Below are 24402 nucleotides of genomic sequence, written 5' to 3'. Positions count from 1 at the left end.
AGTATCCCCCTAATTCGATGTTCGATATTCGTGGTTCGTGGTTCGAAGTCCCAGGCTTAAGTACACTCGGCACCACGGGGCTTTCCGTCCATTTTTTATTTCCTTCACCCATCGAACCTCGAGCTTGTTAAAAACTAATCATATCATATTGCTATATAAGTAGTTACTATATAAGCTACAAATAGAGTAGGTATAAGGGACAACCATGTCGCTGTTTGCACCAGCTGACGGCAATGAACAATGTCAGTGGCATTGACTGGATGGAGTACATCTCCCATCTCTGCTCGGTGATGAGGCTTTCCATGATAGATGTTGATTCCACCTAAGCGAATGCCCAGCAACCCTGCTACCACACTTTCCGGATTACCGCCGTTGGGGCTGGGATGACCAGAAGCATCTCGCTTCCACATCTGATAGGCATGATTGACAGGCATTCCTCTTAACCTTCCAGCCAGGAGTATAATCGGTACAGATAAGCGTGCCGGAAGATAATTTGCCCAATCATCCGTCCGTGCAGAGAACCAGCCAAACTCTTCATAACGGTCATTCCTATAGCCGACCATGGAATCTAAAGTACTGACCGCTTTAAAGGCCATCGCTAAGGGCGCACCGCCAAGAGCCGCGTAAAAAAGGGGAGATAAAATCCCATCCACAAAATTTTCTGCCAGGGTTTCAACCGTTCCTCGGACAATCTCTCCCTCGGAAAGATTCGTCGTATCACGGCTGACCAGCCAAGAAAGCTGGGTTCGAGCCTCACTCAAATCCCTTTTCAACAGAGGAATAAGGACATTTTGCCCAGCATCTAAAAGAGATTTACCAGCTAAAGTTGTAAAAATTAAATAAGCGCTGAAGACAACCCCCAGTATGGGATGAACTATGTTCGCTAAGGATATCGCACCCCAGGTAAATAGATAACTTCCACCCACGATCAATATAGTTAGCAAGACGCCGTTACGGCGACGGATCTCCGGGGGACCTAGATTAAGTTTGCTCTCTAAAATGCTAATCCCCTTGCCAATTCCTACGACTGGATGTGGCCAGCTACGTGGATCTCCAATAAGCTGATCGAGTATAAACCCTATGAAAACAGTAATCGGAAGAACCGCCCAAATTGAAGAAAGCGTTTCTATCATATTTAATTACCCGGTCTTTCCCTAAGAATCTGCCCTTAAGCCCATAATGGCTCGAATCCGTTCCAGATCCACATTTTGACGGACTAAATCCGCCAATTCGTTAAACGCTGATTCACGGAGCGCAGCCTGAGAGAGTGACGCCTCAACAGGTCTCTTAGACCCTCTGCGCTCCCAGAGCCAATTTAAAAGTGAGGCCCGCAGGCTGTCATTATCAAAAATCCCATGTAAATAGGATCCATAAGAATTCCCTGCCTGTAAACCATCAAGATTTGATTCTCCGTTTGAAGTTAAATTGAACAGGGGTAAATGCCCTTCATCTAATGTGGATCGCCCCATGTGAATTTCGTAGCCCACCACAGTTTCTCCAGTGCAAGCCTTAAAGAATCCTTGATCCGTCAAGATGGTCCCCTTACTCTGAACAGTATGTTTTTGAGGATAAAATTCCGTCACCATCGGCAGAATACCAAGTCCCGCTACTTCTTCAAGCTCGGACTCTGTATGCAGCGGATCCTTTACTAAGCGACCCATCATTTGATAGCCGCCACAAATCCCTATGACAGGAATCTCTTCCGTACAAAGTGTAAGAATGTTGTCACCTATGCCGCTTTCATGAAGAAATCGTAAATCAGCAAGAGTATTTTTACTGCCAGGAATAATCACCAGGTCTGGTTTCCCCAGATTTGCCGGATCTGTGACATAGCGTACAGAAACATCCGGTTCATCTTGAAGTGCATCAAAATCTGTAAAGTTTGAAATATAGGGTAAGCGAATCACCGCAACGTCCAACTGTTCCGTTAAGGAAACTCTGGGTTTTTCGTCTGCTTCGCTCAAAGCAACAGAGTCTTCATCTGGGATACGAATCTTAAAGTAGGGAACAACTCCAACTACCGGGATTCCTGTTTTTTCCTCTATAAAATCTAAAGCAGGTTGAAGAAGCTTTATTTCCCCGCGAAACTTGTTGAAAATAATACCTTTTATCATGGCTCTCTCTTCAGGTTCCACTAATTCTAAGGTCCCTACAACAGAAGCTAAAGCCCCGCCACGATCAATATCTGCAACGAGTAGGACTGGTGAAGCTGCCTCCATAGCCACTCTCATATTTACAATATCGTTTGACTTAAGATTGACTTCAGCCGGACTTCCCGCCCCTTCAATAACTACTATTTCATACTCATTGAGCAATCCGTGAAGAGCCTCAGTTACATACGGCCAGGTCATACGTTGATACTCACCATGGTAACGCAAGGCTGTCACATTACCCTGGGACTTGCCCATAATGACAACTTGAGAACCCGTTGGTCCACTTGGCTTCAGTAAAATTGGGTTCATGCGCACCTCAGGTTCTACTCCAGCTGCTTGGGCCTGAACGACTTGAGCTCTGCCCATCTCTCCACCTGCCGCTGTTACAAATGAGTTGAGGGCCATATTCTGTGCCTTAAACGGACTTACATGGTATCCTTCTTGGTAAAAGATTCGGCAAAAAGCAGCAGCCAAGACACTCTTCCCAACGCTTGAAGAGGTTCCTTGGATCATGAGTTTGGCCGTCAATTGATTGTTTGAAGACATCATTTTTCACCCTCTTTTCTTAAGCTGGTGCTTTATAACGCAATAACTTTCGTATTATCTCGAATCACTTCATAAGCGGCAGTTTATATGATTTATATTGAAGTTTCTATATGTCCCCTTGAGTGAAGTAACTTATTTAAGTTGTTTTAAGACCGTATAAATCAGCGCATTAACCACGGTTGCGGCGATGGGGCTTCCTCCTCGGGTTCCGAGCACAGTAATCGAGGGGAACTCTTGGTGTTCCCATAATAAATCCTTAGACTCTTTCGCTCCAATAAAACCAACAGGAATTCCCACGATCAATGCAGGTCGAGTCTCAGGGTTTTCAGCTAAGCGTAAGACCTCGATTAAAGCCGTTGGTGCGTTGCCGATTGCCACTATTGAACCCCGCAGACGATTTGCATTCATACGAAAAGCGGTCATCGAGCGTGTAATTCCCCAAGCTTTGGCTTGTTCGGAAACTCCTGGAGAGTTTAGGAAGCATTCCACACTCCCGCCCAATGACTTGAGTTTCTCCTTGGAAATTCCTGCCCGAACCATCTCTACGTCAGTAATAACTTTAGCCCCCTCTTTCAGAGCCTGGAGACCGCAAGCAATTGCTTCAGGATGAATCGCAATCGAAGACTCTAATGAAGGATCCCCGGTTGTATGAATGATGCGTTCCACCACTGGGTAGTCCGCTTCCAGCCAGGGACAGGTTAATCCAGCCCGGATAATACGCATACTTTCAGTTTCAATTTGGCCCGGGTCTAAAATGAAGTCTGCTGTCATTCGCCCAAAGCCTCCTTAATGCGAAGGCTGGCCAAGCTTGCAATCCCGTCATCGGCTCCCAGTTCTCTGGTAAAGATGATCTCAACTTCAGGATGCTGTTCCCGAATTTCACGCAATTCCTCATGAATGTCTACCGTTACGTGCATTCCGCGGAAAAGAAAGAGTGGCATTATGACAATATGAGCCGCTCCGCTTTGAATCTTTGCTTCCACTGCTTCAGGCAGACTCGGGTGATCATGAGCCATATATGCCGGGGTTACCGTCTGTCCCATTAACTGGCTCACTTTTTCGGCAACCTCTAAAAGTCCTTGGTTAGCTTCTGCACGACGGCTGCCGTGCCCTAAGATAATAATTTCTGATTTCATATCAATTCCTCCATATGTTTAATAAATTGAGTAAGTGTTTGACTATCTGAAGCCATTTCGGGTACTGGTCTTTTTAAAAGAACCAAGGGCAGGTTTAGGTTAAGACAAGCCTGTATCTTTTCATGGGTTCCGCCAACTTTTCCACTTTCTTTGGCCACCACGACATCGATCTTTAGTTGTTTAAACATCGCTTCATCCCACTCTTGAGAAAAGGGACCTTGAGCCGCTACGATTTGATTGGGTTTTAAGCCAAATGATTCGCAACGGGCTAATACCTGAGAAGTGGGTAACACGCGGACATAAAGCAATTTATCCTTCAGCAAAGGATGAGATACCCAATCGGGCAAGCCGTTACTTCCGGTCGTGAGCAGAATGTTTTTTCCTAGTTTCGATGCAATTTCAACGGCATCGGGTATATCCTCCGCCCAATGAATAAGAGGATGATCGTCTACCTTCAATGCAGAGCGTTCCCAACGCAAGTATGGCAGCCCTAAATCCGTGCAAACTTTTTTAGCCATTTCTTTAACCTGCACAGCATAGGGATGAGTTGCATCCACTAAAGCTGCAAAGGAATTAGCTTTTAGAAGATCTGTAAGACTTTCGGCATCCATCGCTCCCGAACGAGCCTGCAAGCCGTGTTCCTGTACTAATTCTGCCCCATAGGCAGTTAGGGTAGAGACTAATATCTGATGACCGCGCTGTTTTAGAGTATCTGCCAAGTCACGCCCATCCTCAGTCCCTGCTAAAACTAGAAGTTTCACAGTTTATACCCGCGAGGAGTCACCATATAAGGGCCAACAATCCGGGTTTGAGAGTTTCCAATGATGACCGTCGTGAGCATATCAATGGGATGATTCGTGAAATCAGCCAGTGTGGTGATTTCTACGCTCGACTCCTCACCTCGTAAGGCTTCTCGAACCAAGCCAACAGGGGTATCAGGGCGACGGTAACGTAAAATAATTTCCCGAACAGTCTCAATGTGATGAGGTCGACCATTACTTTTCGGGTTATAAAGTGCAAAGATAAAATCTCCCTCGGCTGCTAAGCGAACTCGCTTCTCGATAACTTCCCAAGGAGTCAGCAGATCACTTAAGCTAACCACGGCAAAATCGTGCATTAAAGGAGCGCCTAACATGGAAGCTGCCGCAGAGGCTGCCGTCACTCCAGGAATGATTTCCAAGGGCAAATCCAGCAGGTTCTCTTGTTCCAAACATTCAATAATAATCCCTGCCATACCGTAGACACCAGCATCACCACTGCTTACGACAGCTACTCGATGTCCCTCAGCAGCTAAACGAATGGCTTCCCGACAACGATCTATCTCTTGACGCATCCCCGTTGCAACAATTTGTTGATGGGTTATAAAGGATCGAATAAGGTCTATGTAGGTTTTATATCCCACGATGTATTCAACTTCATTTAATACTGACTGAACCCTTGATGTCATATGATCCTGGTCTCCAGGTCCGAGACCTACGACGTAGAGTTTTCTATGCTGATTGCCACTGTTACCCCCTGCCCCTTGGTCTTGGGAAGTACTAACCGACCCCTTTTGGCTCCCAATAAACTCGCTGCTTCGCATACACCGTCCACTCCTATCTTTTCGCTTACAAAGTTTGATCGATTTAACTGTTCTTGAAGATTAACTGACTGCAACTCATCTCCTCGAAAGGTTCGAAACGGAACCCCCAGGTATTTGGCAACTTCAATCAGCCCCACTTCATTGGATTTAAGGTCAATACTATAGATTCCCGAGATAGCCTTAAGGGACGCTCCGAGCTCTTCTATTGCCAGCTTGATTCTCTCTAGAATGACATCGCTGGCAACCCCTCGGCGGCACCCCACTCCTATACTTAAAATTGGTGGCACTAAATACAGACAATCCGCCTTAATATTTGAGTTTGGAAAAGCATCAATAATGACATTCGCTTGATTCTTTTCCTTTTCGGATAAAAAGCAATAATGGGTATCCTTAACCCATGTTTCATGCTCGGGCGTCAACGGATAACTTGCCCAGACATTAAGCTGTTTTTGCTCTAAAAGTAAGCGGTTGACCGCCGGTAAATGATCGACAGGTTCAACTTTCCATCCATACCTGCGGGCATATTCGTCCGGTGCCACCATCCCCCTCACATCCGTGGCTGTCGTAATTACTGGTACAGCCTCAATTTGCTCAGAGATCTGATGGGCCCAAGCATTTGCGCCGCCTAAATGTCCTGAAAGCAAAGGAATCACGAATTTTCCTTCCTCATCTAAAACCAGAACTGCTGGATCTCGGTCTTTCCCTTCTATTAATAAAGCAATTTGACGTACGACGATTCCTGAAGCCATAACAAAGATAAGAACAGAAAACTCTTGCCACAGGCTGGGAATGATATCGCTCAAACGAGAAAATGATTTAATTTTAAAACCTTGGGAGGATTGTGAATCTCCATGATAGTTGCCTTGATTAAGCACCTTCTCATGAAGATAATATTCTCTTTCAATGGCATTTGGAAGACCCTCTCCAATACGCAGGATTGTATCTAACCCACGGTCAGTTAAAGTCACAAGAGCTGCTTTACTTTTTGTGTTTACGTCTGCGTCAGTGTCCCTGTCAAGATTCCTGTTCACTTATCTGTCCCTTGCCGATATTCGTGTGTAAAAGTCGGGTCATAGAGCTTTGAACGGGCGTATCCCTTAGCTGGATCTAAAAAATCGCCGACAAGGATTTGAGCCTGTTTTCGAATTCCTGCTGTTTTAACCTTTTCTACGATGGTTTCCAAGGTTCCCAAGAGAATCTCTTCATCTGGCCAACTCGCTTTTGCAACCACAGCAATAGGCGTCGAGATAGGATAACCGCCTTCCTGCAAAGACTGGACAACAGATCCCATGTCCTGAACACTTAGGAAAATTGACATACTGGCTTGATGTTGTGCTAACTTGGCCAGTGCTTCACGCTCTGGAACAGGAGTACGCCCAGCTATACGGGTAAGAATCAGGGTTTGGCTGATATCAGGCAGGGTAAATTCACGTTTAACCGCTGCGGCAGCGGCAAAGACTGAACTAACCCCAGGAATGACGGAATAGGGTATTTCTCGCTTATCTAAATGCTCAAATTGTTCCTTAATTGCTCCATACATACTGGGATCACCTGTATGGAGCCGGACAATCGTTTCTCCATTTTTGCTTCCCTCAAACATCAGAGTAATCACCTCTTCAAGGGTGAGATGGGCACTGTCATGACAAGGGGTTCCGGGACGACACAATCCCAGCAATTCCGGATTGACTAAGGACCCGGCATAAATCACGCGGTCCGCTCTCTCCAGGGCGCGAGATCCTTTAAGCGTAATTAGTTCAGGATCCCCCGGACCAGCTCCGACGAAGATTACTTCACCTTCACTGCTAGTTTTTTTCTGGCTCACTGTTTTCCCTCCCCAACAAATCTTTTTTGACGAGCAATAAACTGAGATAATCAATTTTATCCGCATTAAAATCTTCTGGTTTAGGTTCCCAGCGAATTTTCTCGCCAGATTGTCCGAGGCGAGTCAATAAGACTGCTTTTCTGTCGCGTTCTTCAAGCAGGGTCAAAATTTCAGGAAGTCTGCGGGAGACTTTCATTAACACTAAATTGGGGAAATTAAGGAACTCCCCAACATCTTCCGTACTTGGCAAGATAAGCAGAGGCTCATCTCCTGTGGCCAGGGGCAGGTTAATCTTAGCGGCGGCTGCAGCCATAGCCGTAATTCCAGGTACTGTTACAATATATTCCTGAGGAAGCTCCTCCTGGAGAATGTTAAGTAAGTAACTATAAGTACTGTAAAGTGAAGGATCACCCAATGTGATAAAGGCGACAGATTTACCCTGTTTCAATTCAGCCAGAATAGTTTGTGCTCCATCTTGCCAAGCCTTAGCTAAAACCTGCGGATCTGAAGTCATGGGCATTTCAAGTTCGACAAGGCGAGCATTGGAGGGACAATGAATTTTGGCAATATCCCAGGCAACACTTTCTCTATCCAGCTTGGATTTCGGGATAGCTACCAGATCGACTGAATGAAGGACATCAACGGCTTGCAATGTCAAGAGCTGAGGATCACCGGGACCTACCCCTACTCCATAGAATTTTCCCCATGTTGTATTCATGATGCTTCCCCTTTTCTTGCTGATATTATAAAGATTGGATTCAAAGCTTGAGCCATATGCAGAGTTTGTACTGCTTTCCACCGAACTGCTTGAATTGAAACAGTGTCAATATCTTGATAATTATTGTCTGTAAAAAGTTTCAGCCCTTGAGCCACTGTTTCGATCGTCACTGCTGTGATCACGATTCTTCCTCCTTCAACAAGAGGAACTGTTTTTAATATTTCAGCTAAACGCCCATTACTCCCGCCAATAATGCAAACGTCGACAGGGGGAAGCTCTCCGAAGACATCGGGTGCAACTCCGGGAATCAAGCGAAGATTTGAAACGTTAAACTTATGTTGATTAGTAAGAATGAGTTCTTGCGCCTCCGGATTATGTTCAATTGCGTATACAACCCCTTCAGAAGCGAGCCCTGCGGCTTCTATACTAATGCTCCCTGTACCGGCGCCAATATCCACGACATTATCGAATTTAGAAATTTGGGCTTTGGCGAGTACTTGAACTCGAATTTCCGCCTTTGTCATCGGTACCTTGCCCCGCAAAAACTCCTCGTCTGGAATTCCAAGCCTGGGCTCGCTGCCCTGTATAGTGGAATACCGATGGGAATGTGGATGGAGAATAACAATAGCGTTCTTTAAAAAGGTCTTTTCCTGAACTAACTGTTCTGCATCCATTGTTGCCCAAAATTCCTCTGGATAAGCAAGGGCATTCCCAACGGAAATTTTCGGATTATGGCCGCGTTCCAAATAAAATTGAGCGATTTTCTGAGGAGTATTTTCCCCACCGGTTAAGACCGCTGTCGGGCGAGTTATCACTTGTGGCAATACGGATAATTCTCGGCCGTGGACACTGGCAAAAATCGCCTCTTGCCAAGGAAGCTCGGCTCTGGCAAACGCAAATTGAAGAGAACTGATCCCAGGATGAACGTCGATATTCTCCTCGGGGAATTCCTTCTTTAGCCTGGGTAAAAAACTAAAAAAACCAGGGTCGCCAGAAACGAGAACCCCCACAACCTTCTTTTCCTGAAGTGCATTTCTGATCACATCTACACTGCTGGACAAGTTGCCGGATAGGACATATTGATATCCTGTGAAATCCGGAAAGAGTTTAAGAGCCCTGGACCCTCCGATTAAAATTTCGCAGTTTTTCACCAGTTCAATAATCGCAGGGGGCAACCATTCCGGCCTTCCGGGGCCGATACCGATCACCTGTAACATACTTTACCCCTCTTCTATAATGTGGTTTAACTAAATTTCTATAGATACATTAGCGAATACAAATAAAAAATGAGCCTGAGCGGCTCGTATGGTTTACCCTGAATAAACACACACATCTCCTATCGCTCGTAGGTTTGTGATATTACTTAAGGCAGGTTTCCTGGCTTCAAGTCGTCATTCTCATTTCCAACCATCTTGCATCTTGTATTTCAAAATGGATTTACAAAGAGAACTCCTTGTTTACAGTGGCGGGACCGCGCCGGAGTTTCACCGACTTCCCCTTTTAGATCCTTTAAATTAAAGGAACCTTAAGTATAACGCTATTTAATTCTATAGGCGTGTATTCGACGGATACAGTGTTATTCTATAAGTATATACTGAATTCCTCTTTTTCAAAATAATTTATCAAAAAGCAAAATTATTAATCCTAAAATAGATTTCTCATGGAAAAGACCGCATGATGAAAAGACTATTGCCGAGATTGATGTCAGCATAGTAAACGATCCTATGATGTTGCAAGCGACTGAGCTAGATCTGGGAACATGTTGGATCTGTTATTTTGATGCTAAAGTCATGAGAACTGAATTTAAAATACCTGACAACTATGAGCCAATAAATATCCTTGCAATTGGGTATGCCTCAAGTGAGCCATCTCTCGAAAAACATGACACTTTACGCCAAAAGATCGAAGACACTGTTTGGTATGAAACTTTCTAAAGGATAATTGATTCAAATTGCCTACGCCTCAATCGACCAAGTCCATCCCTGTTCCTCTACTATCTTACATGCTTGAATGTCCCAACCAATCGGTTTTCCGTCTAATAATGTCATAATCGTTCCAATGCTCAGCCGTCCAAAGGTGAAAGCTTGGGCTCTTTCACTAGCCAAGTGTGCCAGGTGATGAAGTAGCTCTTGCTCTCCAAGGAGTAAAAGTTCAGCAGTTGCCCCTTCGGTAGTTGGAAATTCTGCCAAATGCTTTAAGGTGTCTATACTAAGCCCTGCTAATGCGGCGTGGGCCAGCAGGACTTCCATTCGAGCATCAGCCACACGATTATGGGTATGGAAAATCCCGCCCGAGACTTTAATGAGTTTTCCGATATGCCCTAAGAGAATTACCTGTTCAATCCCCCTATAGGCTGCTTCTTCCAACATATAGCCTACAAAATTACTCATCTGTATTACTGCTTCGGGCGGCACTTTAAAGCGTTCAGTTGCTACTCGATACCCATAGTGCCCGGGAGTAAGTACAATAGTTTTATGTCCATAAGCCACTGCTTGGTCCAGCTCCGGCAGGATGGAGGTTTTAAAGGCCTCCTCAGACATGGGACGGACTATCCCACTGGTCCCGAGGATTGAAATTCCTCCCATTACCCCCAGTCTGGGATTAAGTGTACGCAAGGCCGTATCTTCTCCTACTGGAACTTCGATAATAACTTCGATTTCTTCAGCGGGAAAAACCTCTCGGACTGCTTCACGGATCATTCTTCTAGGTACCGGGTTAATGGCACTTTCCCCAACTGAGATCGCCAAGCCTTTTTTCGTGACGGTCCCAACTCCCTTGCCTCCGCGAATGTGAACTTCTCCTTGCTGAGAAATGAAACGTACCATCGCACGAATCTCGAGGCCATGAGTGATATCCGCATCATCCCCACCGTCTTTAAGAATACTGGCCCAAGCTTGAGGGTATCCGGATTCTCCGCTGTGAATGGGCATCATTAAACGCGCCGAATTCGGCAGTGGAATCTCTGCCTGCTTCGCTAAACTGTTCCCTTTAAGCAACAGACAGGCGGCTTTTGCCGCACCCGCGGCACAACTTCCTGTAGTATATCCTTCACGCCAAGTATGTCGATCTTTATCTCGTGCCATAGTTTCTCTCCCACATTAATTTAATCGAAAATACAATCCTTATTATTATATAGTCCTGAATTGATTCATCGACCTTTGATATCAAGAAAATGCAAATCATGTAGAGCCACAGTTTTTGATGAACCTATAATACTCCCAGCTGCAGTCTGAATCGGACAAAGAAACTCAATGTTATCAACAGAACTATAAATGACATTACCCAATAATCCCTTGGCGCAAAGACTATTTCGCGCATAGATGTCCAAGTTCGCGTCAAACCGTACCCTCTGTTAAGCATTGCCATCGATAGTGAATTAGCCATCATTATTGAATTAATAAACAAGGGAACCATAATCGGTATATAGGATCGTATGGAACCGATGATCCCTTTCTCGTTGAATTTAGTCCCGCGCGCTCTTTGAGCCTCTAGAATTTGCCGGCGTTTTTTATCTAGGGTTGGAATAAATCGTATCGCCGTTGTCAGCATCATGGAAACCTCAACTGGCATCTTCATCTTTTGAAAGAATTGAGTGAAATCATCCATTGATGTGGTTAAAATCAAGACCGATGAAGCGATCATCATACTAAAAAGACGAAAGATAAATGTACTTCCCATCATAAATCCCCCTACAGTAGCCCCCAATCTTTCTCCTGGAAGGGCATAAAAGAGGATCCTTTGACTGGAAACATAATCAAAGCGCCCAGGTGCAAATGTAAATCCTGTGATTAGAATAATCGATATGATGATAGGAATCAAGGGAATCAACATTCCCCGGATCTTTTGCAAGGGGATTTTTATCCAAAAGGCTAAAAGCCCAGTAACCGAGACAATCAAAAGTTGATATTTTGGATCCTGAAATAGAAAGGAAATTATAATAAGCCCTAAGAATCCGAGCATTTTTGTCCGGACATCCAGACGATGGAGCAAGGTCTCTCCCGGTAAATACTCTATAAACATCCTGACTGCTCCCTGCTTTCAAACATCGCCGTAAACTCACTTGCTTCGATGAAGGGTTCGGGCCCTAAAATATCCTCCAATTGGAATGAGAGCCTGCATAATTGGGGTGGGACAATGGCAGAGTCAAGAAGAATTTGTTCGTTGGAAAAAACTCTCTTTGGCGTGCCATCTAACAAAATACCGCCTTCTTTCAAGACAATAACCCTCTTTGCATATTGAGCAACTAAGTCCATATCATGACTAATCATGATAATTGTTGTCCCGGCAGTGTGGAGTTTACAGATCAAAGCCATCATTGTCTGAACTCCTGTCCAGTCTGAGCCCGTGGTCGGTTCATCTATGATCAGGACTTTAGGTTTTAAGACAAGGATTGAGGCCACGGCAATCATTTGCCGTTCTCCTTTGCCCAAACTAAACGGATGAAGACTGCGATATCTTTCTAAACCAGTATACCAGAGAACCTGTTCAACACGTTCCTTAATTTCCTTACCTTTAAATCCCGCGTTTTTGAGCCCAAATTCCAACTCCTTCTCGACGGTAGCTGAGAAAATCTGATGATCCGGATTTTGAAAGACATAGCCAACAATTTTTGACAAATCAGAGGTATCATACTTTAGAGTATTCATGCCCTCGATGATAACCTCACCACTGGTTGGTTTCAAAAGTCCGTTAAAATGTTTGGCTAAAGTCGTTTTTCCTGCTCCGTTTCGTCCGATTAAAGCCACGAATTCCCCTGCTTCAATCATCAGATTAATCCCTCTCAACGCGGTCTGATCTGAGTTATATTGATAATTTAGATCCTTGAGTTGAACTGCAATTGCTTTTTTAGACAAGTGTAATTCATGCCGAAACAAGCCATCCTTACTCTGGCCTGACCCAAACCCTTGATCCGGTGGTACTGGTACTTGCATTTGTCTTTGTGCTTGGCCTTGTAAATGACCCTGCCAATGTCCGTATTTGGGTAAAAGCTTTCTAAGCAAACCTTCTGCAGATGGGATATCCAAGGGGATTTCAGCAAGGGTAATCCAACCCTTTTCGTAGAAATACCATCCGATCTGACTGACCGGAAGCGGTTTAATCCCCCACTGACGCAAGAGGGGCAGATTGCGAAAGAGTTCTGAAGGAACTCCTCTCCAAACTAATTCTCCCTGGTTAAGTACCACGACTTCATCTGCCTTATAAATCAGTTCTTCGCTGGAGTGTTCAACTAATATAATGGTTAAATCCTTTTTCCGCCGCAAATCCGCTAGGGTCGCGTAGATTTCTGAGCGTCCTGCCGGATCGAGTTCTGAAGTCGGCTCGTCCAGCACCAGAATTTCAGGTTCCATCACCAGGACACCTGCAATTGCCAGGCGTTGTTTTTCACCCCCCGACAGTTCCTCAGATAAACGATGGTTATACCCTTGGAGACGAACCTTTTCTAAGGTTTGATTAACTCTCTGTTTAATCTCCTCTAAGGGCACTAAAAAATTTCGAGGACCAAATGAGGTGTCTTCCTCTACCCTTCGGCCAATAATTTGTGTCTCTGGGTCCTGGAGGACAAGTCCCAAAACTTTAGACAAGGACTGTACTGCAGTTTTCCCGACATCCTTTCCAGCTACCCTTACCCCTCCTGTTAGTTTTCCCTCCAGAAGCTGAGGAATCAGACCGTTTAAACATAAACTCAAAGTCGTTTTCCCTGCCCCAGTGGACCCCATTATGAGAATAAATTTTCCTTTTTCCACGTCTAAGCTAATGTTTTTCAAGCTTGGTTCCACTGTATTTGGATAACGATAAGAGAGATTTTTAAGGCAGATTGCCACTTGGCGTATTTCATTTTCCAAGGTCTCCACGATTTTCACCCCATTAATTAAATGAGCCGGCTTCCCTTAATTGCTTTGTAGGCTAGTGCAGAAATAATAACATTAAGAGTTGCTCCAACCACTAGGAAAGGCAAAAGCGCCAGAACTCCGCCCATACCCAACATTGGAAGCATGGCAAAGGCTGAGACTACCCCATTAAGCACAATTCCAACGATGACTGCCGGAATCAAACCAAGCTTCTCATTGACCCAACGATAGGCTGCAGCCCATAAAGCCATTTGCAATGCAACATACAGATGGACCGGAATTGTCAGAGTAAATCCGACAACCGCTGCTGTCAACAAGTGTCCAAAAGCAATAACTATCGCTCCTGTTAGCCCGCCAAAGGCTAAGGCACAAAAAAAACCGGGCGCAGAATCCATGCCAATCGATCCGACAGGACTCGGAATTTTAATGAGCGCTCCTACGGCACTTAAAGCAATAAAGATGGCCATAATCGATAATCTTTTAACATTCCAAGCGGAAAGTTGTAATTCCTGTTGTTCTATTCCCAGATTCTTCATACAAGTATTCCTCCTAATTTAAATTATTTAGTATAATTCACCGATTATCGTTAAGGGCAAATTTAGAGAACTTAATAATCTTTGATCTAAGTCCCCGGATGACGAAAAAATAAGACATGTTGACGGACCCGCTGATTTATCTAAATCAAGAATACAGGCAGGAGCAAATTTAAATCGAGTATTGACTGAAGAGGCCAATTGTTCTGCTTCTAGTCGTATCCCTCTTGATCCTATTGGAATTATGTCATGAATACTTGAACTTTCTAAGAGGGTTTGAACGGATTTTACTTTTATAATTTCCGGGTCCTCCGGATTGCTAAGTTCAGCTCCGACCTTAGGGAATCCTAAACAATAGACGGCGTCTCCAAGTTGTGCTGTTCCAATTCGCAGCTTATTTTTCTCAGCTAGTCCGATTACGCTGACTCCAAGGCCAGTTTGCATTGTGGACATATTTTTCTCAGTGCTTATCGCCACAGGGAGACTTTCTAATCCTGCGGATTCCAGTTCATCCTTCACCCCCTTTAATAATCCATCGCCGGTCGGGCACGGCTCATTTGAAATTGCCACGGTCAGCATCTGTGGTACACCTCCTGTAGAAAAGACCTCCAACAGCGCGACCCTTGTGGTCAATTTTCCTGTTATAAACCACGAAATTTTGTACACATCGAATTCCTTCATACCGATTGCTCCACAGGAATCACAGGAAACGACCAAAGATTGTGTTTCGTTTATCGAAACAACTTCCACATCCCGACCGAGATATCCCAAACCTTTTCACCTCTCATATAAATTTACAAAACCAAAAAGTTCACAGTCTAGTTTTCATTTTCAACTAGTATGAAAATGAAAACCGACCATGAACTTTACCTTTGTTCATGTCTTTAAGTTACAGGCAGGTCTCCTGACTTAGAATCATCAACTCTATGCGCCTTCCCGGTTTCCCAGTGGCTATGCATAAGTCTCCTCTTTACAGTGGTGGGTCCGTCCGGGATTCTCACCCGGTTCCCTATTCTCCCTTTGCAGGGCACCAGTAACAAACGAATATTAAGTTATATGTATTTTAATGCAAACTGCCTTAGATTACAAGAGTGAAATTCCAGACATTTCTTTCAGTTTTCACTCAGAACCTTGTTGTTCTTGGTAATAGGTGTAACAAGCAAATACTTTGGCCTTCATTCACAAGCCTCCCAGCTGGGGTGACCTATGGCCGTGACCTCAATCCGCGTCTCAAGAAACACGACATCATTTCCTCCCGCCGTATGACTGAGTACTTCTTCTTTTTCGACCAACAACTCAGGATTGACCACACCCGCCCGCTGTGCTCTCTCTAGAGCTACTTCCTTTGCTTTTTTCAAAGCATTCTTTTCAGCCTCTTCCAGATATAAAAAAGCTTCCCGTTTCCAAGGAGCATGCACTACATACCCCCCTGCTACCCCAGGTTTAATCAAGATACGAATTTGTTCCGCGACCTGACCGGAGGCAGCTCCCACCGCATTGGCCACTTCAGCATGGGTGGGTATCAAAACAGGGGTATTCAAGGTGCTTCCTACAGCTGGAAGATAGCCGGATACGGGAGCCCCTAAAGCAACAATCGGATAATCAAGAGTAATTTCGGACTTAAATCCTCGCTTATGATCTCTATTAAGCAGGGAGCTTAATAGAAATGAGACACTGGCCTCACTACTAAGCTTAATACGTAAACCCTCTCGGTAAGCAAAGCTTTGTAAAATAGTCATACATAGAGCGGCTTGGATCTCACTCAAGACTTTAGCTGCAAATTTATCCGGTTCTAAGCGCATTCTCTGCGCTAGAATCCCAGCTCCTTCTTGAGCAGCCGCGACATTATAGTCTGTAAAGGTATTTAGGACATGCAGCAAATCCGTGGGGGTAAAGGAAATCCTGCCTATTACCTGAGCCTGCTCTAAGTCTTTTAATGGCAATAAATTAGGATCTCGTCCAACCTTTTCTGCGAGGGCAAAAATATTGTGAGCACTTTCTTCCAGAGCGCTGATTATACTCCATTCAGTTTGATTCCACTGATCTTTACGGACCGGTTTCTTGACCAACATAAAACAATCAATTGGCTGGGAATCTATTATTTGCCTATTGGGATCCACCTTTTTTAGTTCTTCAATGAGAATAGGGTATTTGCTGGCTGTCACCGACAGTGGCCAGACCCTCTTTGGGCCGATTATCAACTTTTGATCCTTAGAAACTTGAATATAACTGTCTCCTCCCAGGCCAAAAGTACTGATTTCGGCAGCCTCAACACGGGTTTTCCACCCTCCAACGGTTGCACCCTCACGGTTCATTCGGGGCCGGCCATTTTCTAATATAGCTATATCTGTGGTTGTCCCCCCCATATCTAAAGCAAGTGCAGACTCGGTCCCCGTCAGAAATACAGCTCCTACAATACTGGCCGCAGGCCCTGAAAGGATCGTTTCAATAGGCTTTTCCCGGGTCATAGTTTCACTCATCAGTGAGCCATCCCCTTTGACGATCATCAAAGGAGCAGAAATACTCTTCTCTTTAAGGACAGCTTTTACCGCGGTAAGAAGTTCGGCAATAATGGGTAATAGTCTGGCGTTTAAACAGGCAGTCACTGTCCGCTCATGAAAACCTAAAGCAGTCGTCAGTTGGTGTGCGCATACAATAGGCACATCCCATAGCTCGCGGATTATTTTTTGAGCATTCTGTTCATGCTCCGGATTTCTAATGCTAAGATAGCCGGAAATAGCAATCGTATCGACCTGCCCACGCATTTCTGTCACTGCTTTTAAGATAGCCTCCAGATCGAGTTCTGCAACAGGTATCCCCTTAATATCATGCCCGCCCCTAACTACAAATGTCTGCTGAGCTGGGAGGTCACCAGTCGGCTCATGACCGATGAGAATTAAGCCAACCCGGCAACCGCGACCCTCTACAATAGCGTTAGTAGCTAATGTCGTAGACAGAGATACGAGCTGAACTTGACGCGGGTCTAAATCACCCATATTTTCGATACAGTTTCGAATACCTATGGATAAATCTTCACGTGTCGTAAACGCCTTGGCCTTTCCCTTTACTTCCTTCGTGTCTAAATTAAGAAGCACTCCGTCTGTAAAAGTTCCGCCTGTATCAATCCCTAATATTAAGGGCATATTCTGTCACTCCATTTCTAATCCCTTATGACTTAACGACTTTCTGTTCAGACCGTTCTACAATCGCCCTAATTTTTTGTTGGACGTCCTTGGGAAGTGGATCCGGCTCATAATTTTCAATGATATCTTTAACTTTTTCATTAGCCCGTTCGAACAGAGTTTTCGAGCCACTCTCCAGCCAAGACTCATAACGCTGACGATCAATCAGACTTGGATAATACGTTTCGGTTTTAAAGTTTTTCATGGTGTGATCCTCAGATAGGAAATGTCCTCCAGGACCAATTTTATGGATGATATCTAAGGCAAGAGTCTCATCATTAACTTTGATACCGCGAACTAAACGACGAGCCATCCCTATAACGTCATTGTTGATCGCCAGAAATTCTAAGGATGACGTGGAACCATATTCAATATACCCGACATCATGATTCAGATTAGGACCGGAAAGAGCTGTCATGGCAATGGACAAAGCCGCTTCAATTCCCGCTTGTTCATCCACTAAGTTAGAGTCAGAGCAACCGGCAGTGCCAAACATCGGTAATTTCAGGTAATGGGCTAAATCCGCTAACGAAGACATTAAAAGGTTAAATTCCGGTGAGCCATAGCTAAAAATGGTGCTTGACATGTCCATAATTGTAAAGACGCCGCCCATAATAAAGGGGGAACCTTCTCTCGTCGATTGGTTGATCACTAACCCACTCAACGATTCAGCTAACCCTTGGGTGAGTACACCGGCCATTGTAGCCGGTACTGTCCCACCAGCCATTACACAAGGAGTATAAACGACGGGCAATCCTTTTCTGGCAGCCAAAATTAATTTAGATGCCGCTTCCCAGGCATGTTGCAGTGGGGAAATCGGTTCAGCGTAAAGGGTCATAAAGGGATTGCGCCGTAGCTCCTCAACACCGCCGGCCATTATTTCACACATTTCAATAATATCGGCGAAGCCATAAATATCATGAGCTGTTGTAACAATTGGTTTACTCGTATTAAGAACTTGAGCCTCGAACTGATGCCGATCGGAAATAAGAAGGGGGACATCTTGGACGATACCCAACGACATCACAAAATCGAGATTTGGCAAAGCGTCAATCACCTTGCAAGCGTTGCTAACCGACTTTTTGGTAGAACGTTGGCGCTTTCCCGTGTAGGGATCAATTGTAAACGGAGTATCTGAACCTGTGCCAAAATAGGCGTTATATCCTTCCAGATGCACATCCCTGGATCCGGTTCGGTTATTACAAAGAGTGACCCGTTTAGGAACAGATCTTAACGCCCTGTCCACAACCGCTGAAGGGATGCGAACCAGGATTCCGTCTACCCAGCAACCTGCTTTCTTTAGGATATCACGAGCTTCCTCATCATGTACAGTCACACCCGTACGTTCAAGCACCTCTTGAGCCGCTAGCAGTATTTCTTCACATTGGCTGGGGGAAAGGATACTGAACATAGGGCTGGTATTTTCTACGTAATTACTTTTTACTGGCATAACCATCCTCCTTCCTGTAATTAATATTAAGCTAATAGTTTTTTACAAAGGTCAGTAGCTGAACCAGCATCGGGAGCAAACCCGTCTGCACCAATTTCATCTGCAAAATCCTGAGATATTGGAGCCCCACCTATAATCACCAAGACTTTATCCCGCAGTCCCTCTTCTTTTAATAGTTCAATGGTATCTTTCATAGAAAGCATCGTTGTTGTTAGTAGGGCTGACATGGCGATGATATTTGGCTTATGTTCCTTAACCGCTTGTAAAAACTTTTCCGGACCAGCATCTACTCCAACATTGATGGTCGTATATCCGGCACTTTCTAACATCATGCTCACTAAGTTCTTTCCAATATCATGCAAGTCACCTTTTACCGTTCCGATCACTACTTTACCAGCTGATGGGATATCTTCACTTAAAATGAGTGGCTTGACCATGTCCATTCCAGCTGTCATGGATCTAGCGGACATCAGCACTTCTGGCACAAACATTTGGCCGGACTTAAAGCGTGCTCCTACGACACTCATTCCGAGGATCAAACCCTGGTTAATTATTTCAACAGGATCATTCCCAGCATCGATAGCCTGCTGAGTCAGCTGTTTTACTCGGTCTAGTTGACCTGTGATAACGTTCTGCGATATCTCTTCATAATAATTTGACATATCTTTCTACCTCCTATCGTTTATTGGCTTCCCGCGCTTCTGCTCTATCGACAATTGCTTGAATTTCTTTCAGTACACTTTCTGGTTTTTGTTCAGGTTTGTGATTATTGATAATGTCTTGGGTTTTTTCTTTAACTCGTTGGGCCATGGTCTTCGAGCCTTCTGCTTTCCATCCGTCAAATCTCAGTCTATTGATCAAAGTAGGGGCCCAGAATTCGCGAAAATGGGCCATGGTATGATCGTCAGCTAAGTAGTGTCCACCCGGGCCGACTTTATCAATGATATCAAGGGCTAAGTGTTCATCATCAACCAAAACGCCGCCAAGAATTTTCTTTACCATGCCAATGATTTCATCATCCATGGTCATTAAGTCTAAGGATGATGTCGCTCCATATTCCATATAACCACAGTCATGAATTAGATTTGCACCGCTTAAGCCTGCGATCAGGATTGAAAAAGCGGCTTCAATTCCCATCTGAGTATCAATCACCTTAGAATCTGAACAACCGCCAGTACTGAACATCGGTATTTTCATGTAGCGGGCGACAGCCGTTAATCCAGCCGAAAGCAAGCTTAATTCTGCTGCACCGTAGGACAGAATAGTACTAGACATATCCATTGTTGAAATTAACCCACCCATTACAAAGCCAGAACCTTTACGGACTAATTGACCAGCTACCAGCCCCACCAAGGAATCTGCAACTGCAATTACGAGAGTTGCTGCCATTGTCGCCGGAGCTACCCCTCCTGAGAAAGTGCAAGGAGTATAAACGATGGGAATATTGTTTTTGGCTGCAAAAATTGCTTTATCAATGGCTTCCCCTGAATGTCTTAATGGAGGGCTAGACTCTGAGTAGAGAAGAATAAATGGATCGCGTTGCAAAGCTTCTAACCCACCTGCTACAGCTGCAGCCATATCAATGATATCCTGATACTGATCTATACCAAAACCCCAGTGGATAATGGGTTTATTTGTGTTTTCTAACATAGCCTGAAAAGCATGAACATCTGATAAAGTAGGAGTGACATCCATAACTGTGCCGCAATCCATGGCAAAGGATATATTAGGTAAAGCATCGATTACTTTTGCCGCCCGCACAGTATCGGACTTCTTAGCACGGCGTCGTTCTCCTGTGAAAGGATCAATGGTGTAAGTATTGGTAGGACCTGGGCCATAATAAACGTTTTGTCCTTCCAAGAACATGGTGCGTTCACCTTTTTGATTAGAAATTACAATTCGTGAGGGTGCACTGCGAATCGCCCACTCTACCAGGTGGGACGGAAAACGCACCATGTTGCCATCAACCCAACATCCTCCTTTTCTGAAAATTTCTAAAGCCTTTTCACTGTGTATCTCTGCTCCTGTTCGCTCCAGTACCTCGAGGGCACCATTCAAGACATTTTCACATTGGTCATCGCTTAACATCTTTAATTGTGGTGTTGCATTAACTTGATAGTTAGCCCTAACGTATTGGCTTCTTGACAAATCACACACGCTCCTTCTTTAATTTAGCTACTTTAGAAGGCTCCTGCTTCTTAATTGAGAGTTCCATGCTGTTCTTCAGTTACCATAGCCACCAGTGGATGGTTTCGCCGAGCCGCCTTCCCAATAGAAAACGGATTGAATTAGGCTAGAAGTTTCTTACACAGATCTGCGGCAGAACCCGCATCAGGGGCAAACCCATCTGCACCGATTTCATCTGCGAAGTCCTGAGATATGGGAGCTCCGCCGATCATCACTTTAACCTTGTCGCGCAAACCCTCTTCTTTTAAGAGTTCGATAGTATCTTTCATTGCCAGCATGGTTGTCGTCAAAAGAGCAGACATTCCAATGACACCAGGCTGATGCTCCTTTATCGATTGCAAAAATTTCTCAGGACCCGCATCTACCCCAACATTAATGACAGTAAATCCAGCACTCTCCAGCATCATGCCAACTAAATTCTTTCCGATATCATGAAGGTCTCCTTTTACTGTGCCAAGGACTACTTTACCTGCGGAAGGGATATCTTCACTTAAAATTAGAGGCTTGACGAGATCCATTCCGGCATTCATAGCGCGTGCCGACATTAATACTTCTGGTACATACATCTGACCAGCCTTAAACCGTGCTCCGACTACACTCATACCGGGTATCAATCCTTGATTGATAATTTCAACGGGATTGTTCCCTGCTCCAATGGCCTGTTGAGTCAGCTGTTTTACTCTGTCCAGTTGACCTGTAATCACGTTTTGAGAAATCTCTTCATAATAATTTGGCATTTCCGCTTCTACCTCCCAGGTTAAAATTAATTGTCTTACTTAATTAGACGAAGTATTGCAAATATTATGCCAACCATGACGCTAGCAATTAGTCCCCATTTTAGCCCCTAAGTTTTTTCCACTCCAACAGAAATATCTCATTTTGAGATGTAATAGGCTTTAATTCCCAAGGTGCCGTTGTTCGTTCATTCGTAATAATCCTATTATAGGATTTTATAATCCATTTTTAGGATTTTCTGCAAAACGATCACCATCCAGTGTTCAGAGGGATAAATAACAGTAAAAAAATCCCTCTGATAATAATTTAAATTAAGCTTTAAGGTTCAACTTATAGATTCAAGCTTAAACCTTTAACAAACAAAGACCCAACATTCAAATGTGAGTCTTCGCTTATCAGGTCAGAACCAAATATTTATGCTCTTCTGATTGATTTTACAAGCTTTCCTTAATTGACTGCTTACTGGGGTGCGTAGTGGTTGGATTGTAATCATTCACTTGTGGATTAACGCTTTCTCCGTTAATTTCTTTATTGAAGGCCTTTATAATTGATAGACACATTGCAAACATGACAATCATAAATGGAAATGCTGCAGCAATGGAAGCAGTCTGCAACGCACCTAATCCTCCAGCTATCATCAATGCGATGGCTACAGCACTGACAATCAAACCCCAGGTGATTTTCAGCCCAGGTTTAGGGTTCAATTCCCCGCCTGAGGTGAACATAGCCATAACAAAAGTTGCAGAATCAGCAGAGGTGATAAAAAAGATCGCTATGATTAATGTCGACACGAGTGTTATGAAGCCCGTAAACGGGAAGTACTGGAACATAGCAAAGATCGCTGTACTCGAGTCCTTTGCCACTTCCGCTGCAATCCCGCCATTTTGAACCACATCAACAAACAACGCGCTGTTACCCATTACTGACAACCACACAAAACTCATTAGAGTAGGAGCAATGACCACGCCTAAAATAAATTCTTTAATCCTTCGGCCCTTGGAAATACGCGCTATGAACGCACCAACAAACGGCCCCCAGGCAACCCACCAAGCCCAATAAAAAATTGTCCAACCTCCTACCCACCCAGGGTTAGTATTGAAAGTATCTGTCCAAAAACTCATTTGAAGAATATTCTGAAGGTAAGACCCTAAAGTTTCGGAAAAACCATTAAGAATATATCGAGTTGGTCCAACGATGAGCATAAATGCAACAATGATGGCAATAAGTGCCATATTAGTTTTGCTAAGGAAGGAAATCCCTTTATCGATTCCAGTTACTGCAGATGTTATGAATAATACTGTAATTACTAAGATTATAACAATTGAAGTCATCAAACCGGTGGGAATGCCATAGGCATAATTCAACCCTGTGGCGATCTGCATAGCACCTAACCCCAGAGAAGTAGCAACTCCAAAGATAGTTGCAAATACAGCTAGAATATCAACGATTTTTCCGATCCAACCTTTAGCTCCTTTTTCTCCAATTAAGGGATAAAGAGAAGAACTGACTAAAGCGGGCAGTCCTTTACGGAACTGAAAATACGCCATTGACAACCCTACAACGGCAAAAACACTCCAAGGATGCAGTCCCCAATGAAAAAAGACATAACGCATGGCAATTTGAGCAGATTCAATACTCGAAGGTTCACCGTAAGGCGGAGCAGTATAGAACGACATTGGTTCGGCTACTCCCCAAAAGACAAGGCCGATTCCCATACCGGCTGCAAACAGCATAGCAAACCATTTTCCAGTGCCGTATTCAGGCTTCTCCCCATCTTTCCCCAAGGTAATATTACCAAATTTACTAAATGCTAAATAAAAGGCAAAAAACAAAAAAAATGTAACTCCTATTGCATAACTCCAACCGAAGTTGACCGTGATGAATTTCTGTACAGCACTGAAGGCGGCACCAGCTGTCTTAGGTTGAAACAGTGTCCACGCAACAAAAAAAACCATAATAAGCGCTGAAATCGAAAAAATAGGTCGATCAATTTTGCCCAAGAAACTCTTTTCTTCACTCATACTTCGTTCCTCCTTAAATCCAATCATGAGACTCCGACTTCTTAGTGGGAGTAGTACCTGATACCATACTTGTCTCAATGTTCAAGATTAGTTGAACGAGTTCACTTGATCGCTGGCATTCCCCCTCATTATTTATAATTGCAGACGCAGTATTTGCAAACTGCCGCGAAATAGAGTTTATGATTTATTTTCCGAATATTGCAATAGTCATGCCACAATTATTTAATAGCTTGTGCAAAACACAACCGTTCCGAACGAAAACGTGTATTAATCACAGTTTTAAAGACATGGTCCTTCGCTCTCAATAGTCTAAGTTCATATACTAATTTTAGATTTCGCTAAAACTAAATAGAAAAGCCTTTTGGATAGACTGTGTAGTCACATCCAAAAAGCTTTTCTATGAGTAGGTTGTCTCATTATAAGAACGAAAATCGAAATACTATCTCTGAATTCCCCTAGGGAAAGTCCTTTTCATTAATCTCAATTTA

22 protein-coding genes and 2 riboswitches are annotated in these 24402 nt (G+C 44.1%); of the genes, 1 reads left to right on the top strand and 21 read right to left on the bottom strand.

Going from position 1 to position 24402, the window contains the following annotated elements; genetic code table 11:
* Nucleotides 1-143: 143 nt before the first annotated feature.
* The 10 genes from cbiB to cbiE form a co-directional block, all read right to left on the bottom strand.
* A complete protein-coding gene (gene cbiB, locus LJE72_RS02700; protein WP_229246094.1) occupies nt 144-1133 on the bottom strand; it encodes an adenosylcobinamide-phosphate synthase CbiB in 990 nt (329 codons plus the stop codon).
* A gap of 21 nt (nt 1134-1154) precedes the next feature.
* Nucleotides 1155-2699: a cobyric acid synthase gene (locus LJE72_RS02695; RefSeq protein ID WP_229246228.1), complete on the bottom strand. Its 1545-nt coding sequence runs from the start codon at nt 2697-2699 to the stop codon at nt 1155-1157.
* 132 nt (nt 2700-2831) lie between these two features.
* Nucleotides 2832-3470 carry a precorrin-8X methylmutase gene (locus tag LJE72_RS02690; protein ID WP_229246093.1) on the bottom strand — a complete coding sequence of 213 codons (639 nt, stop codon included), beginning with the start codon at nt 3468-3470 and terminating at the stop codon, nt 2832-2834.
* Nucleotides 3467-3835, bottom strand: a complete 369-nt coding sequence (locus LJE72_RS02685; protein WP_229246092.1) for a sirohydrochlorin chelatase — start codon at nt 3833-3835, stop codon at nt 3467-3469. Before LJE72_RS02685 ends, LJE72_RS02690 begins: the two co-directional genes overlap by 4 nt.
* Nucleotides 3832-4596: a precorrin-6A reductase gene (cobK, locus tag LJE72_RS02680; RefSeq protein WP_229246091.1), complete on the bottom strand. Its 765-nt coding sequence runs from the start codon at nt 4594-4596 to the stop codon at nt 3832-3834. The genes LJE72_RS02685 and cobK overlap by 4 nt, the downstream gene beginning before the upstream one ends.
* Nucleotides 4593-5282, bottom strand: coding sequence for a precorrin-3B C(17)-methyltransferase (gene cobJ, locus LJE72_RS02675; RefSeq protein WP_229246090.1), 690 nt, complete (start codon nt 5280-5282; stop codon nt 4593-4595). The genes cobK and cobJ overlap by 4 nt, the downstream gene beginning before the upstream one ends.
* A 26-nt stretch (nt 5283-5308) precedes the next feature.
* Nucleotides 5309-6448: a cobalt-precorrin 5A hydrolase gene (locus tag LJE72_RS02670; protein ID WP_229246089.1), complete on the bottom strand. Its 1140-nt coding sequence runs from the start codon at nt 6446-6448 to the stop codon at nt 5309-5311.
* On the bottom strand, nt 6445-7239 hold the full coding sequence (gene cobM / locus LJE72_RS02665; RefSeq protein WP_229246088.1) for a precorrin-4 C(11)-methyltransferase: 795 nt from the start codon (nt 7237-7239) through the stop codon (nt 6445-6447). The genes LJE72_RS02670 and cobM overlap by 4 nt, the downstream gene beginning before the upstream one ends.
* The gene (gene cobI, locus LJE72_RS02660) at nt 7220-7957 is read right to left on the bottom strand and encodes a precorrin-2 C(20)-methyltransferase (RefSeq protein WP_229246087.1); all 738 of its coding nucleotides are present in this window, start codon (nt 7955-7957) and stop codon (nt 7220-7222) included. The genes cobM and cobI overlap by 20 nt, the downstream gene beginning before the upstream one ends.
* The gene (gene cbiE, locus LJE72_RS02655; RefSeq protein WP_229246086.1) at nt 7954-9174 is read right to left on the bottom strand and encodes a precorrin-6y C5,15-methyltransferase (decarboxylating) subunit CbiE; all 1221 of its coding nucleotides are present in this window, start codon (nt 9172-9174) and stop codon (nt 7954-7956) included. Before cbiE ends, cobI begins: the two co-directional genes overlap by 4 nt.
* Before the next feature lie 133 nt (nt 9175-9307).
* A riboswitch (cobalamin riboswitch) is annotated at nt 9308-9500 on the bottom strand.
* Nucleotides 9501-9555: 55 nt separating this feature from the next.
* Between cbiE and LJE72_RS02650 the strand changes: the two genes are divergently transcribed.
* The gene (locus LJE72_RS02650) at nt 9556-9891 is read left to right on the top strand and encodes a nitroreductase family protein (protein ID WP_312038887.1); all 336 of its coding nucleotides are present in this window, start codon (nt 9556-9558) and stop codon (nt 9889-9891) included.
* A gap of 21 nt (nt 9892-9912) precedes the next feature.
* Here LJE72_RS02650 and cbiD read toward each other — a convergent pair whose 3' ends face one another.
* From cbiD to LJE72_RS02595, 11 genes are all read right to left on the bottom strand, one after another.
* Nucleotides 9913-11040 (bottom strand): cobalt-precorrin-5B (C(1))-methyltransferase CbiD, encoded by a 1128-nt coding sequence (gene cbiD, locus LJE72_RS02645; protein ID WP_229246085.1) that lies wholly within the window; start codon nt 11038-11040, stop codon nt 9913-9915.
* 124 nt (nt 11041-11164) lie between these two features.
* Entirely contained in the window at nt 11165-11977 is an 813-nt protein-coding gene (locus LJE72_RS02640; protein ID WP_229246084.1) for an energy-coupling factor transporter transmembrane component T family protein, read from the bottom strand.
* On the bottom strand, nt 11968-13818 hold the full coding sequence (locus LJE72_RS02635) for an energy-coupling factor transporter ATPase (RefSeq protein WP_396390216.1): 1851 nt from the start codon (nt 13816-13818) through the stop codon (nt 11968-11970). Before LJE72_RS02635 ends, LJE72_RS02640 begins: the two co-directional genes overlap by 10 nt.
* Nucleotides 13819-13826: 8 nt before the next feature.
* A complete protein-coding gene (locus LJE72_RS02630; protein WP_229246082.1) occupies nt 13827-14342 on the bottom strand; it encodes an ECF transporter S component in 516 nt (171 codons plus the stop codon).
* Between the two features lie 27 nt (nt 14343-14369).
* Nucleotides 14370-15110, bottom strand: coding sequence for an alpha-ribazole kinase (locus tag LJE72_RS02625; protein WP_229246081.1), 741 nt, complete (start codon nt 15108-15110; stop codon nt 14370-14372).
* Nucleotides 15111-15216: 106 nt separating this feature from the next.
* A riboswitch (cobalamin riboswitch) is annotated at nt 15217-15389 on the bottom strand.
* A 125-nt stretch (nt 15390-15514) separates the two neighbouring features.
* Complete coding sequence (locus LJE72_RS02620; RefSeq protein WP_229246080.1) at nt 15515-17482, bottom strand: hydantoinase/oxoprolinase family protein; 1968 nt, start codon at nt 17480-17482, stop codon at nt 15515-15517.
* Nucleotides 17483-17507: 25 nt separating this feature from the next.
* Nucleotides 17508-18971, bottom strand: coding sequence for a trimethylamine methyltransferase family protein (locus LJE72_RS02615; RefSeq protein WP_229246079.1), 1464 nt, complete (start codon nt 18969-18971; stop codon nt 17508-17510).
* Between the two features lie 26 nt (nt 18972-18997).
* Nucleotides 18998-19633, bottom strand: a complete 636-nt coding sequence (locus LJE72_RS02610; RefSeq protein WP_229246078.1) for a cobalamin B12-binding domain-containing protein — start codon at nt 19631-19633, stop codon at nt 18998-19000.
* Between the two features lie 13 nt (nt 19634-19646).
* Nucleotides 19647-21128, bottom strand: coding sequence for a trimethylamine methyltransferase family protein (locus LJE72_RS02605; RefSeq protein WP_229246077.1), 1482 nt, complete (start codon nt 21126-21128; stop codon nt 19647-19649).
* 131 nt (nt 21129-21259) lie between these two features.
* A complete protein-coding gene (locus tag LJE72_RS02600) occupies nt 21260-21895 on the bottom strand; it encodes a cobalamin B12-binding domain-containing protein (protein WP_229246076.1) in 636 nt (211 codons plus the stop codon).
* A gap of 432 nt (nt 21896-22327) precedes the next feature.
* The gene (locus LJE72_RS02595; protein ID WP_229246075.1) at nt 22328-23914 is read right to left on the bottom strand and encodes a glycine betaine uptake BCCT transporter; all 1587 of its coding nucleotides are present in this window, start codon (nt 23912-23914) and stop codon (nt 22328-22330) included.
* Between the last annotated feature and the right edge of the window lie 488 nt (nt 23915-24402).

This window comes from Desulfosporosinus shakirovi (assembly GCF_020595055.1).
Taxonomy (GTDB): Bacteria; Bacillota; Desulfitobacteriia; order Desulfitobacteriales; family Desulfitobacteriaceae; genus Desulfosporosinus; species Desulfosporosinus shakirovi.
Note: the sequence above shows the minus strand (reverse complement) of the source record. Positions and strands in the feature narration are given on the sequence as shown.